We start from the raw sequence: 14,622 nt of genomic DNA on the forward strand, positions 1-14,622 counted from the left end.
TGAATGCAGAAGAAGAGTGCCACACCGCTGCCGCGCCTGACAGCCTCAGATCTGAAAATCGAGCGCCGGCTCTTCTTCACTCTCATAGGAGAGCGCCTGTCGCTTGATCTCCTCCAGCGACAAATTAGCGTTGCAGAGCTCCAGAAACTGCCAGACATAGTTGCGCTGCAGCTGTCCGCGCTTCAGACCAAGCCAGACGGTGTTAGCTTCAAACAGGTGACGGGCATCAATCTTGACCAGGTTTTCGCCCTGATAGATATCACACGCCTGATCGGCGAGTACGCCAACGCCCAGCCCCAGCTCAACATAGGTTTTCACCACGTCAGAATCCTGCGCGCTCAGCACAATATCGGGCCGCAGGCTGGCCGCCTGAAACGCCCGATCCACGCGTGAACGACCGGTGATCCCCTGCCGGTAGGTGATTAACGGCCAGGCGCTCAGGCTTTCAAGCGACACCGGCTGCTGCTGCTGCAACTCATGGCCGGACGGCACCAGCAGCGAGTGATGCCAGCTGAACCAGGGGAAAGCCGCCAGGCTGGCGTGGTTAACCAGCTGTTCGGAGGCGATACCAACATCCGCCTCGCCGGCCAGCAGCATGGCGACAATCTCCTGCGGCGAGCCCTGATTCAGCTCCAGCCGCACGTTGGGATAGAGCTGGCGGAACGCTTTGATAACGCGCGGCAGGCTGTAACGCGCCTGCGTGTGGGTGGTGGCAATTGTCAGCACGCCGCTGGTCTCGTTGGTAAACACATCGGCCAGACGCCGTACCTTGCCCGCCTCATCGAGAATGCGTTCGGCTATGGTCAGCAGCGCTTTGCCTGGCTCCGTCATGCCCAGCAGACGTTTTCCGCGCCGGATAAATATCTCTACGCCCAGCTCATCTTCCAGATCGCGGATATGCCGGCTGACCCCGGACTGCGAGGTAAACAGCGTGTTGGCGACTTCAGTCAGATTGAAGTCGCAGCGGGCGGCTTCCCGAATAATTTTAAGTTGCTGGAAATTCACACCCTCTCTCCCTTCTGGCACGGTTTTCGCCATGGTAGGGAGCAGGCATCAATACAACAAATAATAAAAAACCGCCTGTTATGCGGTTTAGTAATAAGGAGCGTTATCGTGGCGCTGTAGTTTTTAGCCCACCAGCATCAGCTCGCGATCGGCAACCGCTGGCTTATTCAGCAGCGACAGCAGTATGGTTTTGACCGCCTGCGCCGCGGGTGAGAGCGGCAGCTGCGCAGACATATTGAGCGACAGCGGCAGCGTCAGCGACGGTGAGGTAATGCGTGCCATCCAGGCGTGCGTTGAGCTGACCAGCGCCCGGGCCGCGGATTCAGGCAGCACGGTTACGCCCAGCCCGCTGGAGACCGCCGCGGTCAGGGTGGCGATCGATTCAATTTCGCCGATGATGCGCGCGCTCAGGCGGCGCAGTGAAAACGCTTCGTCCACCCGCTTGCGCACCGCGCTGTAGTCGCGCGGCAGGAACAGGTTCATCTGCGCCACATCGGCCAGATCCACAGCCGATCCCGGACAGGCGGTGGCGCCGACCAGATAGAGCTCCTCTTTCAGCAGCGGCAGGCTGGTCACGCCTGCCGCCGGCGAGCGATCGTAGAGCACGGCCATATCGAGCTGACCGTTCAGCACTTTATCATTCAGCGAACTGCCGCTGTTTTCATGCAGATACACCAGCACGTCAGGATATTGCTCGCGCATGGTCTGCAGCAGCGGCATGGTCAGAGAGGAGGCGGCCGTGCCGGGTGCGAGACCGATAGAAACCTGCCCGCTCAGCGTCTGGCCCGCTTTGCTGACAGCGGCCTGCGCCTGTTCACACTGGCGCAATATGGTGCGGGCGTGCGCATAGAGAATTTTACCCGCGTCGGTGGGCGTTACGCCGCGCTTGGTGCGGATCAACAGCTGCTGATCCAGTTCGCTCTCCAGCGTTGCCACCTGCTGACTGAGCGCCGGTTGCGCAATATGCAGCACTTCGGCGGCGCGGGTCAGGCTGCCGATATCGACGATGTTCACAAAATACTTCAGCCGTCTTAAGTTCATGTTGCCTCCGTCAATCCGGTTATCCCCTGAAGGGCGCGTGGCCTGCTGGCCGATAAACAGAGTTTTGCAATAAGCAGGCCAGTTATTTCATCGCGGAAAAAAACGGCGGACGGTAGCGATTAAGAGACTGGAAAATAAGCTTTTGTGATTACCTGAAAGGAAACGGTGTGTACTGATGCCGCAGCGGGCGGGTAAAGCGGAAAATGGCATGCACTCTGCTGGTGCAAAACCTGCAAGGCAGACGTGCAAAAAAGTGATGACAGAGAGGCGGTAGCGTTGCTTGCTGCCTCCGGCCTGACCCCGGTTATGCCGGGGTCAGCCATGCCGCAGAGCGAGGTGACTCAGCGTTTTTTGCGGTTGCGATGCATATCAATGGAAACCGCAGCCACAATGATCATGCCTTTGATAATGTCCTGCACATAGGCGTCCACACCCACAAAGGTAAAGCCGCTTTTGATAAGTCCCAGAATCACGGCACCGATCAGCGTGCCGGTAATACGGCCCACACCCCCCATCAGGCTGCTGCCGCCGATAACCGCTGCGGCGATAGCATCCAGCTCATACGCCATCCCCATGCTTGACTGGCCGCTGCTGACGCGTGCTGCCAGTACGACGCCTGCCAGGCCCGAGAGCGCGCCGGCGATGGTGTAGACAATGATCAGATACTTGTTAACGTTGATGCCGGACACCTTGGCTGACGTCATGTTGCCGCCAATGGCATAGACATATTTGCCGTAGCGGGTATGTTTCAGCGCGATGTGGAACAGGAACGCCACCACCAGGAAGATGATCACCGGCATGGCGCCCTGACCAATCGAGGTAAAGCTGTCTGACAGAAAGCTGATCGGATTACCCTGCGTATAGTACTGCGCCAGGCCGCGCGCGGACACCATCATCCCCAGCGTGGCGATAAAGGGGGGGATACCGGTGCGGGTGATCAGCACGCCGTTAATAACGCCGCACAGCAGTCCGACACCAATACCGGCGCCGATAGGGATAGCCGCAGGCAGGTTAACCAGCGAGGGGAACATCGGCGACAGGCTTTCTGAGGTTTGCGCCAGGCTTGCCGCCACCACCGCCGTCAGGGCGATAACGGAGCCGGAGGAGAGATCGATGCCGGTGGTGATGATGACCTGCGTAACGCCAACCGCAATAATACCGATGATCGCAACCTGCAGGACAATCAGAACTAAACGGTTGGTGTTGAGCAGAAAAGACTGATCGCGTACGTACCAGCCGGCAATTTCAAAAATCAGCGCAATGCCTAACATCACCACAAAAATGCCGGTATCTTTCGGCAGTTTATGGCGCAGATTACTGAAGAAGGAGCTTTGTTCAGTGGCCTGCGGGGCCGTAGCTTTTACATTATTCATAGGGATCTCAAGCCTCACTCAGATGCCAGCGACAAAATGGTTTCCTGATCGGCCTCTTCTTTACTGAGGATGCCGGTTATGCGCCCGCCGTGCATCACCATGATGCGGTCACTCATGCCGAGAATTTCCGGCAGCTCAGAGGAGACCATGATGATAGCGACGCCGCGATTCGCGAGTTCGCTGATCAGGCGGTAGATCTCTGCTTTGGCTCCCACATCGATGCCGCGGGTCGGTTCGTCCAGAATCAGGATCTTCGGCTGTGCCAGCAGCCAGCGCGCAATCAGCACCTTCTGCTGGTTACCGCCGCTGAGGTTATTGATGATCTGATCCATGGTCGGGGTTTTGATATTGAGCTTGCGGATCTGCTCCATACAGTCCTGCGCCATTTTCACATGGCTGACAAAGCCGCTTTTGCCGGTGTAGCCGGGCATGTTAACGATGCTCATGTTCTCCATTACTGAGAGAACCAGAAACAGCCCTGACTTCTTGCGATCCTCAGTCAGAAACGCCATACCTTTCTCAATGGCCGTGGAGGGCGAATCGATGCTGACCGGCACGCCGTCAATCAGCACTTCACCGCTGTCGTAGCTCTCCATGCCAAACAGGCTCTCCATCACCTCACTGCGTCCTGCGCCCACCAGCCCGGCCACGCCCAGAATCTCTCCTCTGCGTACGCTGAAGCTGATATCGCTGAAGCGCTCTTTGCTGCTCAGGCCGCGCACCGTCAGCACATCGTCGCCGATGGTGCCGTTGAATTTCGGGAACAGCTGGGTCAGCTCACGCCCGACCATCTGGGTGATCAGCGACTGCCGCGTAAACGCGCTGGTATCGTTGCTGCCGACCCAGGTGCCGTCGCGGAAGATGCTGATCTCATCGGTAATGGTAAAGATCTCATCCATCTTATGGCTGATATAGATAATCGCCTTGCCCTGCGCCCGCAGGTCGCGAATGATAGTGAACAGGTGCGCCACTTCGGTTTCGGTCAGCGCGGAGGTGGGTTCATCCATGATCACCACGTCAGAGTTCCACGATACCGCTTTGGCAATCTCCACCATCTGCTGCGCTGCAATGCTCAGCTCGCCCACCATGCGATCCGCCTTGAGGCGGATATTGAGTTTGTTGAGCAACGCCTGCGTCTGGCGGTTTAGCAGGGCGTGATCAACGAAGCCAAACTTCATCGGTTCACGCCCGAGCCAGATGTTCTCCGCCACGGTCATGTGCGGCACCAGGTTCAGCTCCTGATGGATCATTGAGATGCCGGAGCGCAGCGCATCCATAGTGTCCTGAAACTGCACGGGTTCCCCTTTGATGCGAATGGTGCCCTTATCGGGACGGTAAATCCCGATAAGGCATTTCATCAGCGTGGATTTGCCTGCGCCATTCTCGCCCATCAGGGCATGTACCGACCCCGGCCTGATTCGCAGTGAGACGTTATCGAGTGCCTTCACTCCGGGGAAGAACTTGCTGATGCCTTCGGCTTCAAGCGCAAAAGCGGTCATACATCACCTCCATACGGCTTAAGGGGGGAGCGGTTATTTCTGGTTGCGATTCTCAAACTGCGCCATGTTCTCTTTGGTGATCAGCTGGTAAGGGATGTTGATCACTTTCTCAACTTTCTCCCCTTTTGCGAGACTCACCGCTGCCCGCACCGCGCCTGCACCCTGCCCGCTGGCATCCTGGAAAACCGTGGCGACCATTTTGCCGTTTTTCAGCATCTGCAGCGCATCCGGGGTGCCATCCACGCCGGCGATCAGGATATGGTTCGGGTTTTTACCCAGCGCCTGCAGGGCGCCAATCGCCATTTCATCGTTGTTAGAGGCGATAGCCTGGATGTCATCGCCGGCGGTCATCCAGTTGCTGACCACATCCACCGCGTCGTTACGGGTGAATTTTGCGGTCTGCTTCTGCACCACTTTGATATCAGGATATTTTGCTACTACCGCTTCCACCCCTTTGGTGCGGTCGCGCGTTGATTCGTTTGCTAAATCGCCCATCAGAATCGCCACGTTGCCTTTGCCGTTCATCGCTTTGGCCAGCGCTTCCATCTGCAGGCGGCCCGCCAGCTCGGAGTCTGAGCCGACATACGCCATTTTGTCCGTGAGTTCACCGGCAGGTTTACGGTTGACGAAGATCAGCGGAATGTTGGCTTTTTTCGCCGCGTCCATGATCGGTTTCACGGCGTTGGTATCTACCGGGTTAACGATGATGGCGTCCACGCCCTGCCCGATAAAGTTCTGCACCTGCTGCAGCTGCTGCGACACATCCCCTTTGGCATCTTCCAGCTGGCCTTTGACGTTATCTTTCTGCATCTCTTTCTGCATGGCCGTACGCAGAATGGTCAGGAAATTGTCGTCAAACAGCGCCATTGAGACGCCAACCTGCAGATCTTTCGCCATAACCGCAGCGGGCAACATGCAGGCCAACAGGGAAGTGACTAACGCTTTTTTAAATTTCATAGGGCACCTTCTACCTTCTTATTGTTGGTTAACGCACGCACAGCATGATGCATCAGGTAAATGAAAAAAATCTTTTGCCTTTGCGCACCGCGGCTGGCGTTATTTATGGGTACAGATTTTAGATAGTTGCACTTTTCGCGCTGAAGCCAGCTGATGTTGCTCTGAAGAACGCGCTCCTTATCAACAGGTTAATTTTGCTGTCACCGCCACCGGGTAAAAAATAGTTTCCGGCGTGATGATAAGCAGTTCATTTGTTTCATACTTGCTTTATATGAAATTTTCATCATAAAAGCACTGAAACGGTTGTTTTAAAATCAGCAAACCGCAAAAATTTGACACGCCTCTAACATCTCAGCGGAAATGCCTCTGAAGTGAGATCCTGTTGGCAGTTTGCTTTGCCGCCATATCAGGCAGAAAAGCAGCAGAATGGTGCTTTTGCGCGCACTTAAACCAAAAGTGTGCAGTGCGGCTTTGACAAGCGGGATCGGGCTCGCTACTATTCGCCTCGTTCACACGATTCCTCTGTAGTTCAGTCGGTAGAACGGCGGACTGTTAATCCGTATGTCACTGGTTCGAGTCCAGTCAGAGGAGCCAGAATCTGAAAAGCCCGCTCAGGGAAACCTGAGCGGGCTTTTTGCTATGTTATGTTTTGATGTGGTACTGGCTGGTGATGTACCAGGCTGGCCTGAAAGGTCAGGCTTTGCGAAGTGTTAACTGACTTTAACCGACAGGTCTTTGCGGTTTCGCATATTGTCATAAAGAGGTGGATGGCTTTCAGCATCTTCTTCAGGCTTATAATAAAAATTTAACGTTTCTTCACCGAAATGTACACTCGAAGAATTTTTTGCAGCAGAGTCAGAGTCAGAGTCAGAGTCAGAGTCAGAGTCAGAATTTTTCCGGGGTTCGATAAAAAAAACCACATCGTTGCTTGTTATGCTTTTTCCTAAGATATTTATCTTTATTTCTGGTTCATTGCTGCCAGAAATTTTAGTATTATGATTTATTCCTGATAATTTATCACAGTCAAGTTTTAACCTATCTACATTCTCTTCAGTTGTAATTAATTTTATCTGAGGAGGCACATTACTAAGAATCGAAACAACATCCTTTGAATTCAAATTAGCTTCATGAATATCTGTAAGATTAATTTCTCCTGATGGCATAAGAAGATCATTATCTCTACTGAGCCCTAATTTTTCTCTGAGCATGATCGATGAACAGAGAGCAGTAAAATTGCTGTCAGGTACAAAACCCTCTGCCTTTTCGTTTCCTTTTGATACGATAATCTGCATTGCGTTATACCGGCTATCGGGCCTTAACGTAATATCCATTTCATTGAGATTTAACTTTATTTTTTTCATATTTTGCAGCGAATCTGGCGTAATTTTTTTATCATGAAGCACGCTTCTAAGCTCAGATATTACTGACTTATAGACTTCCTCTTTTTCTCTTCTGACTCCGCCTAATGTAAAGACATCGATAACATGCTCCAGCATACCTTTGGGCCGGGTAACATCTTTCATATTTAATTCACTGCCGATGCCCATTGCATATGCGCTAAGCCGGGAAGCTTCTTTGGTACTGATTAAAGAGGGAACTGACATAACTTCTCCTGAATTGTGTCTTAAAAACAGCCCTATAGTAAAAATGATCTCCTCTCTGCGCGCTTTCTAAATTCGCTCCTTATGGCCTGAAATTCACCGCTGGCTTCGCGCCACACGTCGTGCTGTCCGGGCCGCAGGAAGCCTGTGTTATCATGGAGTTTTTGATCAATACTGTGAAAACCATGTCTGAAACCCCCGGTAAACGCAAAAACGATCCGGAAGGATTAAAGCGCCGTATCATTGCGGCTGCGCTCTCTGTTTTCGCTGAATATGGCCTGCCGGGCGCGCGCATGGAGCAGATTGCAGCGCTGGCGCAGACCACGAAACGCATGGTGGTGTATCACTTCACCAGCAAAGAGGCGCTCTACATCGAGGTGCTGGAGCAGGTGTATCGCGCCATGCGCGAGCATGAAACCAGCCTGCAGCTTGCCACGCTCGAACCGGAGCAGGCGATGATCAAACTGGTTGAGGCGAGCTTTGATTATCATGTGGCGCACCCGGATTTTATGCGGCTGGTCTGCAGCGAAAACCTGCTGCGCGGGCGCTATATCATGCAGTCTGAGCGGATCAAAACGCTTAACCGCAGCGCGCTCGATCTGCTTGAAGCGATACTGACGCGTGGCCAGCAGCAGGGTCTGTTTTACCGCGACCTCAACAGCGTGGATGTGCACCGCCTAATCAGCAGTATCTGCGTGCACCATGTGTCGAATCGCTACACCTTTCATACGCTGTTCACCCCTGACGACAGCGAAGCGGAAACCATCCGCCGCAATCGTCAGCTGGCCGTGGCGGCAACGCTGCGTTACATTCGCCAGGCCCCGTCGTCTGCGGGTTCGCTGTGATGGTCTACGCTTGATCTCATCAACGGGACCGTCACAGACCTGAGACTAAGGAACACTGAAGTGAATAAAGATGCCCTTCTCTATCCGTTACGCAACACCCAGGATACTGAACATGATACGGCCCTGTGGAACTGGGCGCAGAACTCTGTTGTGGGTCAGCGTCAGCAGCTGCATCAGCCACAAACGGAAGCTGAGCTGCAGCAGCTGCTGCGCGACACGCGCGGAAAAGTGCGTCTGGTCGGCAGCCGGCTGTCGCCAGGCCGGATGCTCTGCGTGCAGCCTGACGATCTGCTGCTTGACCTGAGCGCCTTTACCGGCGTGGTGGCTGAAGATGACAATTCCATCACTTTTGCCGCCGGTACGCTGCTGCAGGAAGTTTATGACACCTTAACCGCACGCGATCGCATGCTCGCCTCTTCGCCAGGCGTGATTGCCGTTCAGACGCTGGCCGGCGCGCTGGCAACCGGCACCCACGGTCAGGGATTACAGCAGAGCTCACTGGCCGATGAAGCGCTGCGCATCCGTATGGTGCTGGCTGATGGCAGCGTACGCGAGTTTACGCGCGGCGAGCCCGAGTTCCCGGCAGCGCAGGTTGCACTGGGTTCGCTTGGCGTTGTGACGGCGGTTACACTGCGCACCCAGCCGTTTCGCTTATTTACCTGCTACAAGTTTGCCGTCAGCGCCGATGGGCTGGAGCAGGATCTGCTGAAGTGGAACAGCGACTACGAGCTGAGCAAAGCCTGGTGGTTTGTCGATGACAACCTGATGCACGTCTGGAACGCTGAGCAGGCGAGCGATGAGGATACGCAGGCCTGGCACGCCAACGGACGTCAGGTGATTGAGCATGGCGATAACGCCGACAGCAGCCTGAACCATACGATCGATCAGACGCTGGCGCAGATGCACCGCGATACGCAAATCCACGGTAAAGGCGGTAAACAGTTCCGCACCGTCACCCGCTTCCGCGACTTTACCGATGTCAGCGGCGATATTTATCAGCTTTTTTGTCGCGGCATCGCGGTGCCGCAGATCAACGTAGAAATTGCCGTGCCGCTCGATAAGACGCCGCAGATTATCAGCAAAATCAAAGCCTGGTACGCTGAGCATCAGCCGCATATGCACTACCCGATTATCCTGCGCTGCACCGGCGCCTCGGAGGGCTGGCTGAGCCCGTCACATCAGCAGCCCTCCTGCTTCTTTGGCTTTGTGGTCTACTACGCGGATGATGGCTCGCTGTCGCAGGAGGGCCTGCATTTTCTGACGGAAGTGGAGAAGCTGCTGGTCGCCGAAGGCGGACGCCCGCACTGGGGAAAATATTACGATCCGCAGCGCTATCAGTGGCGCGATATCTATCCGCAGTGGGATGCGTTCCGCGCGGTGCGTGAGACGCTGGATCCTTCCCGTCGTTTCAGTAACGACTATACCACCGCGCTTTTTGACTGATGTTTGTACAGGGAGAGAGTATGTTCGCCTGGGTAACGCTGCTGACGCAGCCCGATTATGTTATTGGCGTGAAAGCACTGCACCGTTCGCTTCAGCGCAGTGAAACCCGCTGGCCGCTGGTTGTTATGGTAACGGATGCAATCGATGCTGACACGCGCGCTGCGCTGCAGGCTGCGGGCTGCGTGATCCACCCGGTCGCGCCGCTGATGCCTGACAGCGCGCTGGAGCAGCACTACGCCTCAGCACAGTTTGGCGAGGTGTGGAGCAAACTACGCGCATGGGAGCTGACCGATTATGAGCGCGTGGTCTTTCTGGATGCCGATATGCTGGTTCTGCAGAATATGGATGAGCTGTTTACGCTGGATATGGGTAAGTATGCGCTGGCCGCCTGCCACGCCTGCCGCTGTAATCCAAACCAGATTGCGAGCTATCCGGCCAGCTGGCAGCCGGAAAACTGCCACTATACCTGGCATGACCGGGGTGAAGCAGCACCCGCCACGCTTGATGCTTATCTCAACGGCGGTTTTCTGGTGCTGAAACCGGATAACGCTGTGTTCAGCTGGCTGCAGCAGAAAGTGCAGGAGATTGACGATCTTAAACGCTATCCCTTCTCCGAGCAGGATCTGCTGAATGAAGTGTTTGCCGGACGCTGGCTGCCGCTCTCCTATATCTATAACGCGCTGAAGACGCTGCCATTTCAGCATAGCGCTATGTGGCAGCAGGATAAGGTTAAAAACCTGCACTATATCCTCGCCAAGCCGTGGAAGCGCGATCTCAATCAGCCAGAAGAAGAGCGCGACCGCTATTATGCGCTGGACAAGCTGTGGTGGGAGCGCGGCACCGCTTGATGCCGCTGGGGTCGCATTGATGCGGCCCTCGGGTTCACATGCGACCAGGGCGCCATTAATGGCGCCCCTACGGTGACGGTATATGTAGGGGCCGCATTATTGCGGCCCTGGTTTCATGTGCGGCCAGGGCGCCATTAATGGCGCCCCTACGGTGACGGTATATGTAGGGGCCGCATTATTGCGGCCCTCGGGTTCACACGCGGTAAAGGGCGCCATGAATGGCGCCCCTACGGTGGCGATGTGCGTAGGGGCCGCATTATTGCGGCTCTGGTTTTATACGCGGCAAAGGGCGCCATTAATGGCGCCCCTACGGTGGCGGTATATGTAGGGGCCGCATTGTTGCGGCCCTGGTTTTATACGCGGCAAAGGGCGCCATGAATGGCGCCCCTACGGTGGCGATGTACGTAGGGGCCGCATTATTGCGGCCCTGGTTTCATGTGCGACCAGGGCGCCATTAATGGCGCCCCTACAGTGACGGTATATGTAGGGGCCGCATTATTGCGGCCCTGGTTTTATACGCGGTAAAGGGCGCCATGAATGGCGCCCCTACGATGATGATGCGCGTAGGGGCCGCATTATTGCGGCCCTGGTTTTATACGCGGCAAAGGGCGCCATGAATGGCGCCCCTACGATGATGATGCGCGTAGGGGCCGCATTATTGCGGCCCTGGTTTCATACGTGCCCAAGGGCGCCATGAATGGCGCCCCTACGGTGGCGGTATATGTAGGGGCCGCATTGTTGCGGTCCTGGTTTTATAAGCGGCAAAGGGCGCCATAAATGGCGCCCCTACGATGATGCGCGTAGGGGCCGCATTAATGCGGCCCTGGTTTCATACGCAGCCGGTTAACGCCAGCCGAGCGCCGGGGCGACGTGGGTGAGGATGCTGTCGATAACGTGCGCGCAATAATCCACGCCGAGCTGATTTGGAATCGTCAGCAGCAGCGTATCAGCCTCTGCGATGCCTTCATCTTCTGCCAGCATCTTTATCAGGCGATCCGGCTCGGCGGCGTAGCTGCGGCCGAAGATGGCGCGCGTCTTCTCATCCAGAAAACCGACTGAATCCTGATCCTGACCGCCACGGCCAAAATAGGCGCGATCGGTATCATTCATCAGCGCAAAAATACTGCGGCTCACCGACACGCGCGGCGTGCGCTGATGGCCTGCGGCAGCCCAGGCTGCGCGGTAGGCACGGATCTGCTGTGCCTGCTGCATATGGAAGGGTTCGCCGGTTTCATCATCTTTCAGCGTAGAACTCTGCAGGTTCATCCCCTGCTCTGCAGCCCAGACGGCGGTGGCGTTTGAACCGGAGCCCCACCAGATACGCTCGCGCAGCCCTTCAGAGAACGGCTCCAGGCGCAACAGCCCTGGCGGGTTTGGAAACATAGGCTGCGGATTTGGCTTTGCAAACCCCTCGCCGCGCAGCACGTCCAGCAGCGCCTCGGTATGCCGGCGTCCCATATCTGCATCGCTCTCGCCGGCGCGGGGATCGAAGCCAAAGTAGCGATAACCCTCAATCACCTGCTCCGGTGAACCGCGGCTCAGCCCGAGCTGCAGACGACCGTTAGAGATCAGATCGGCTGCGCCCGCATCTTCTGCCATATAGAGCGGATTTTCATAACGCATATCGATAACGCCAGTCCCGATTTCAATGCGGCGGGTCTTCGCCCCCACCGCCGCCAGCAGCGGAAAAGGTGAACTCAGCTGACGGGCAAAATGGTGGACGCGGAAGTAGGCGCCGTCGGCCCCCAGCTCTTCTGCCGCCACCGCAAGATCGATAGATTGCAGCAGTACATCCTGCGCCGAGCGGGTGGCAGAATGAGGCGACGGCGTCCAGTGACCAAATGAGAGAAAGCCAATTTTTTTCATGTTTCAGTGCTCCCCGCCAGCGACAGGACCGCCTGGCGTTACGTATGCATAAATCGATAAACAGAGGGTACGCCAGTGCGGCAGGCAGTGATAGCCAATAGTTTTCGTGCGCATCTTCAACTTTTTTGTACAATTGCAGCCACCCTCTCGCTTATCAATCTCAGCTATTCTTAAAGCACTGATTTGCCGAACAGGCTGATGCACTCAGGGATGCCCTATGCACCTTATCTCTTTACCTATGTATGACATCGACAGCGCGACAACGGCGGCTACAACCGATGCGCTGCTGAAACTGCTGGCAAAACGTGATGTGACAGCAGAGGTGATCGCCCCGGACAATCTGCTTAGCCACTGGCGCGACGACCATCTGCTGCTGAGCCAGACCTGCGGCTATGCGCTGGTCAGCCAGCTGCCGGAAGTACAGCTGGTCGGTACGCTGCAGTCGTGCGCAGCGGGCTGCCAGGATCTGCGTTATCGCAGCTGGCTGGTGGTGCGCCAGGCGGAGAATGCCCGCATGCTGGAAGATTTTCGCGGACGCCGTGCCGTATGCAACAGCGCTGACTCACACTCCGGTTACAACGCCCTGCGCTATGCGATTGCACCGCTTGCAGAGAACGGTAAATTTTTTGCCGAAACGCACTTCAGCGGCAGCCATCAGCAGTCGCTGGCAGCGCTGCGCCGCAATGAAGCGGATATCGCCGCCATTGACTGTATTACCTGGGCGCTGCTGCAGAAATATCAGCCGCAGGCGCTGGCCGATGTGGCCATTATTGGCGAGACGCCGCTCTGCCCGGCCCTGCCGCTTATTACCTCTGCCCGCACCGACAGCCTGCTGCTGGAAAAGCTGCGCAGCGCGTTATTTGAACTGGCCAACGTTGAGGATTTCAAACCGCTGATGCAGGCCAATCTGCTGGCCGGTTTCTCCGTGCCCCGCCGCAGCTACTACGATGAGGTGCTCGCGTGGGAGCAGCAGGCGGCAGCCATGGGCGTTACCCGGCTTTGAACAGCGCGGGAACAGGTGAGCAACGGGAAAATTTGTTACACTCGCCGCAGTCAATTCAGGAGAATGTAATGACCGCGCGCTCTGTAACGCTGGATGATGTCGCCCGCCTGGCCGGCGTCTCTTATCAAACGGTATCCCGGGTACTGAACCATTCGTCGCAGGTCTCGGCACGCACGCGCGCCCGGGTAGAGGCGGCGATGGCAGAACTCAGCTACGTACCCAACCGGGTGGCGCAGCAGCTGGCGGGAAAGGCAACGCGCACGCTGGGGCTGGCCACCAGCGATCTGGCGCTGATGGCGCCGGCGCAGATCGCCTCTGCGATTCAGCAACAGGCTGCCGCTGCGGGATATCACCTGGTAATCGCCATGGCTAACGCGCAGAGTGCCGCACCGGATACGGTCAATGAGCTGCTGGCACAGCGCGTTGATGCCCTGCTGATTAACCTGCCGCTGGATGCCGCGCAGGCGGCGCAGATTCAGCAGCAGTGCGGCAGTAAACCCGCCCTGTTTCTTGATGTCGAAGCCTGTGCGCCGGTGCCGCAGTGTCAGTATCAGAGCAGCTGCGGGGCACAGCAGGCGGTGGATCATCTGGTGGCGCTGGGGCATCGTGAAATCGGCGTGCTGAACGGTCCGGCGCGCTCAGCGTCTGCCCGCGCACGTTTTGCTGACTGGCAGCGGGCGCTGGCACAGCATCAGCTGCAGCCCTGCTGCATTCTGGAGGGTGACTGGAGCGCGGCGTCCGGCTATCAGGCGCTGCTCACCCTGCTGCCGAATCGGCTGCCACAGGCGCTGCTGGTGGCTAACGATCAGATGGCGCTGGGTGCGATGCGCGCGCTACATCAGCACGGCGTGGCGATCCCGGCAGATATCTCGCTGATTGGCTACGATGACACCGCAGAGAGCGCCTGGTATCAGCCCCCGCTGACCACCATCCGGCAGGATCTGCAGCAGCTTGGGCGTATCAGCGTGGACCGGATCCTGGCGCAGCTGGCCGGAGAGACGCTGCCTGCGCCGTTGCTCGAAACCGGGCTGATTCTGCGCGAAACCACGGCCGCTCCGCAGCGGGATGGCCTGAATAACAATGAGATTGCCCGCCAGCTGCAGGTTCTGGCGCAGGCATTAAAAAGGTCGCCATAATGGCG

At 56.6% G+C, this 14,622-nt stretch carries 12 protein-coding genes and 1 tRNA gene; 6 read left to right on the forward strand and 7 right to left on the reverse strand.

Going from position 1 to position 14,622, the window contains the following annotated elements; genetic code table 11:
• Positions 1 to 45: 45 nt before the first annotated feature.
• The 5 genes from cbl to AC2CF9_RS04265 form a co-directional block, all read right to left on the reverse strand.
• A complete protein-coding gene (cbl, locus tag AC2CF9_RS04245) occupies positions 46 to 1,005 on the reverse strand; it encodes an HTH-type transcriptional regulator Cbl (RefSeq protein WP_484556320.1) in 960 nt (319 codons plus the stop codon).
• 123 nt (positions 1,006 to 1,128) lie between these two features.
• A complete protein-coding gene (gene nac, locus AC2CF9_RS04250; RefSeq protein ID WP_150016414.1) occupies positions 1,129 to 2,046 on the reverse strand; it encodes a nitrogen assimilation transcriptional regulator NAC in 918 nt (305 codons plus the stop codon).
• A 341-nt stretch (positions 2,047 to 2,387) separates the two neighbouring features.
• Positions 2,388 to 3,419 carry an ABC transporter permease gene (locus tag AC2CF9_RS04255; protein ID WP_065648961.1) on the reverse strand — a complete coding sequence of 344 codons (1,032 nt, stop codon included), beginning with the start codon at positions 3,417 to 3,419 and terminating at the stop codon, positions 2,388 to 2,390.
• A 14-nt stretch (positions 3,420 to 3,433) separates the two neighbouring features.
• Positions 3,434 to 4,918 carry a sugar ABC transporter ATP-binding protein gene (locus AC2CF9_RS04260; protein ID WP_150016415.1) on the reverse strand — a complete coding sequence of 495 codons (1,485 nt, stop codon included), beginning with the start codon at positions 4,916 to 4,918 and terminating at the stop codon, positions 3,434 to 3,436.
• A gap of 33 nt (positions 4,919 to 4,951) precedes the next feature.
• Positions 4,952 to 5,875, reverse strand: a complete 924-nt coding sequence (locus tag AC2CF9_RS04265; RefSeq protein WP_039385265.1) for a sugar ABC transporter substrate-binding protein — start codon at positions 5,873 to 5,875, stop codon at positions 4,952 to 4,954.
• Positions 5,876 to 6,393: 518 nt separating this feature from the next.
• On the opposite strand from AC2CF9_RS04265, the gene AC2CF9_RS04270 reads away from it, so the two are divergent.
• Positions 6,394 to 6,469: transfer RNA gene (locus tag AC2CF9_RS04270), tRNA-Asn, on the forward strand.
• Positions 6,470 to 6,585: 116 nt separating this feature from the next.
• Here the strand turns inward: AC2CF9_RS04270 and AC2CF9_RS04275 are convergent.
• Positions 6,586 to 7,479: a hypothetical protein gene (locus AC2CF9_RS04275; RefSeq protein WP_484556321.1), complete on the reverse strand. Its 894-nt coding sequence runs from the start codon at positions 7,477 to 7,479 to the stop codon at positions 6,586 to 6,588.
• 182 nt (positions 7,480 to 7,661) lie between these two features.
• On the opposite strand from AC2CF9_RS04275, the gene AC2CF9_RS04280 reads away from it, so the two are divergent.
• The 3 genes from AC2CF9_RS04280 to AC2CF9_RS04290 are packed head-to-tail and all read left to right on the forward strand — an operon-like array spanning position 7,662 to position 10,612.
• A complete protein-coding gene (locus tag AC2CF9_RS04280; protein WP_104085360.1) occupies positions 7,662 to 8,321 on the forward strand; it encodes a TetR/AcrR family transcriptional regulator in 660 nt (219 codons plus the stop codon).
• Between the two features lie 60 nt (positions 8,322 to 8,381).
• Positions 8,382 to 9,764 carry a D-arabinono-1,4-lactone oxidase gene (locus AC2CF9_RS04285; protein ID WP_484556322.1) on the forward strand — a complete coding sequence of 461 codons (1,383 nt, stop codon included), beginning with the start codon at positions 8,382 to 8,384 and terminating at the stop codon, positions 9,762 to 9,764.
• A gap of 20 nt (positions 9,765 to 9,784) precedes the next feature.
• On the forward strand, positions 9,785 to 10,612 hold the full coding sequence (locus tag AC2CF9_RS04290; RefSeq protein WP_150016419.1) for a glycosyltransferase family 8 protein: 828 nt from the start codon (positions 9,785 to 9,787) through the stop codon (positions 10,610 to 10,612).
• Between the two features lie 843 nt (positions 10,613 to 11,455).
• Here AC2CF9_RS04290 and AC2CF9_RS04295 read toward each other — a convergent pair.
• The gene (locus AC2CF9_RS04295; RefSeq protein WP_150016420.1) at positions 11,456 to 12,478 is read right to left on the reverse strand and encodes an LLM class flavin-dependent oxidoreductase; all 1,023 of its coding nucleotides are present in this window, start codon (positions 12,476 to 12,478) and stop codon (positions 11,456 to 11,458) included.
• A gap of 217 nt (positions 12,479 to 12,695) precedes the next feature.
• Between AC2CF9_RS04295 and AC2CF9_RS04300 the strand changes: the two genes are divergently transcribed.
• The gene (locus AC2CF9_RS04300; RefSeq protein ID WP_484556323.1) at positions 12,696 to 13,481 is read left to right on the forward strand and encodes a phosphate/phosphite/phosphonate ABC transporter substrate-binding protein; all 786 of its coding nucleotides are present in this window, start codon (positions 12,696 to 12,698) and stop codon (positions 13,479 to 13,481) included.
• 68 nt (positions 13,482 to 13,549) lie between these two features.
• On the forward strand, positions 13,550 to 14,617 hold the full coding sequence (locus tag AC2CF9_RS04305; protein ID WP_150016422.1) for a LacI family DNA-binding transcriptional regulator: 1,068 nt from the start codon (positions 13,550 to 13,552) through the stop codon (positions 14,615 to 14,617).
• The last annotated feature ends 5 nt before the right edge of the window (positions 14,618 to 14,622 follow it).

The sequence above is a fragment of the Pantoea sp. SYBGC1 genome (assembly GCF_057197005.1).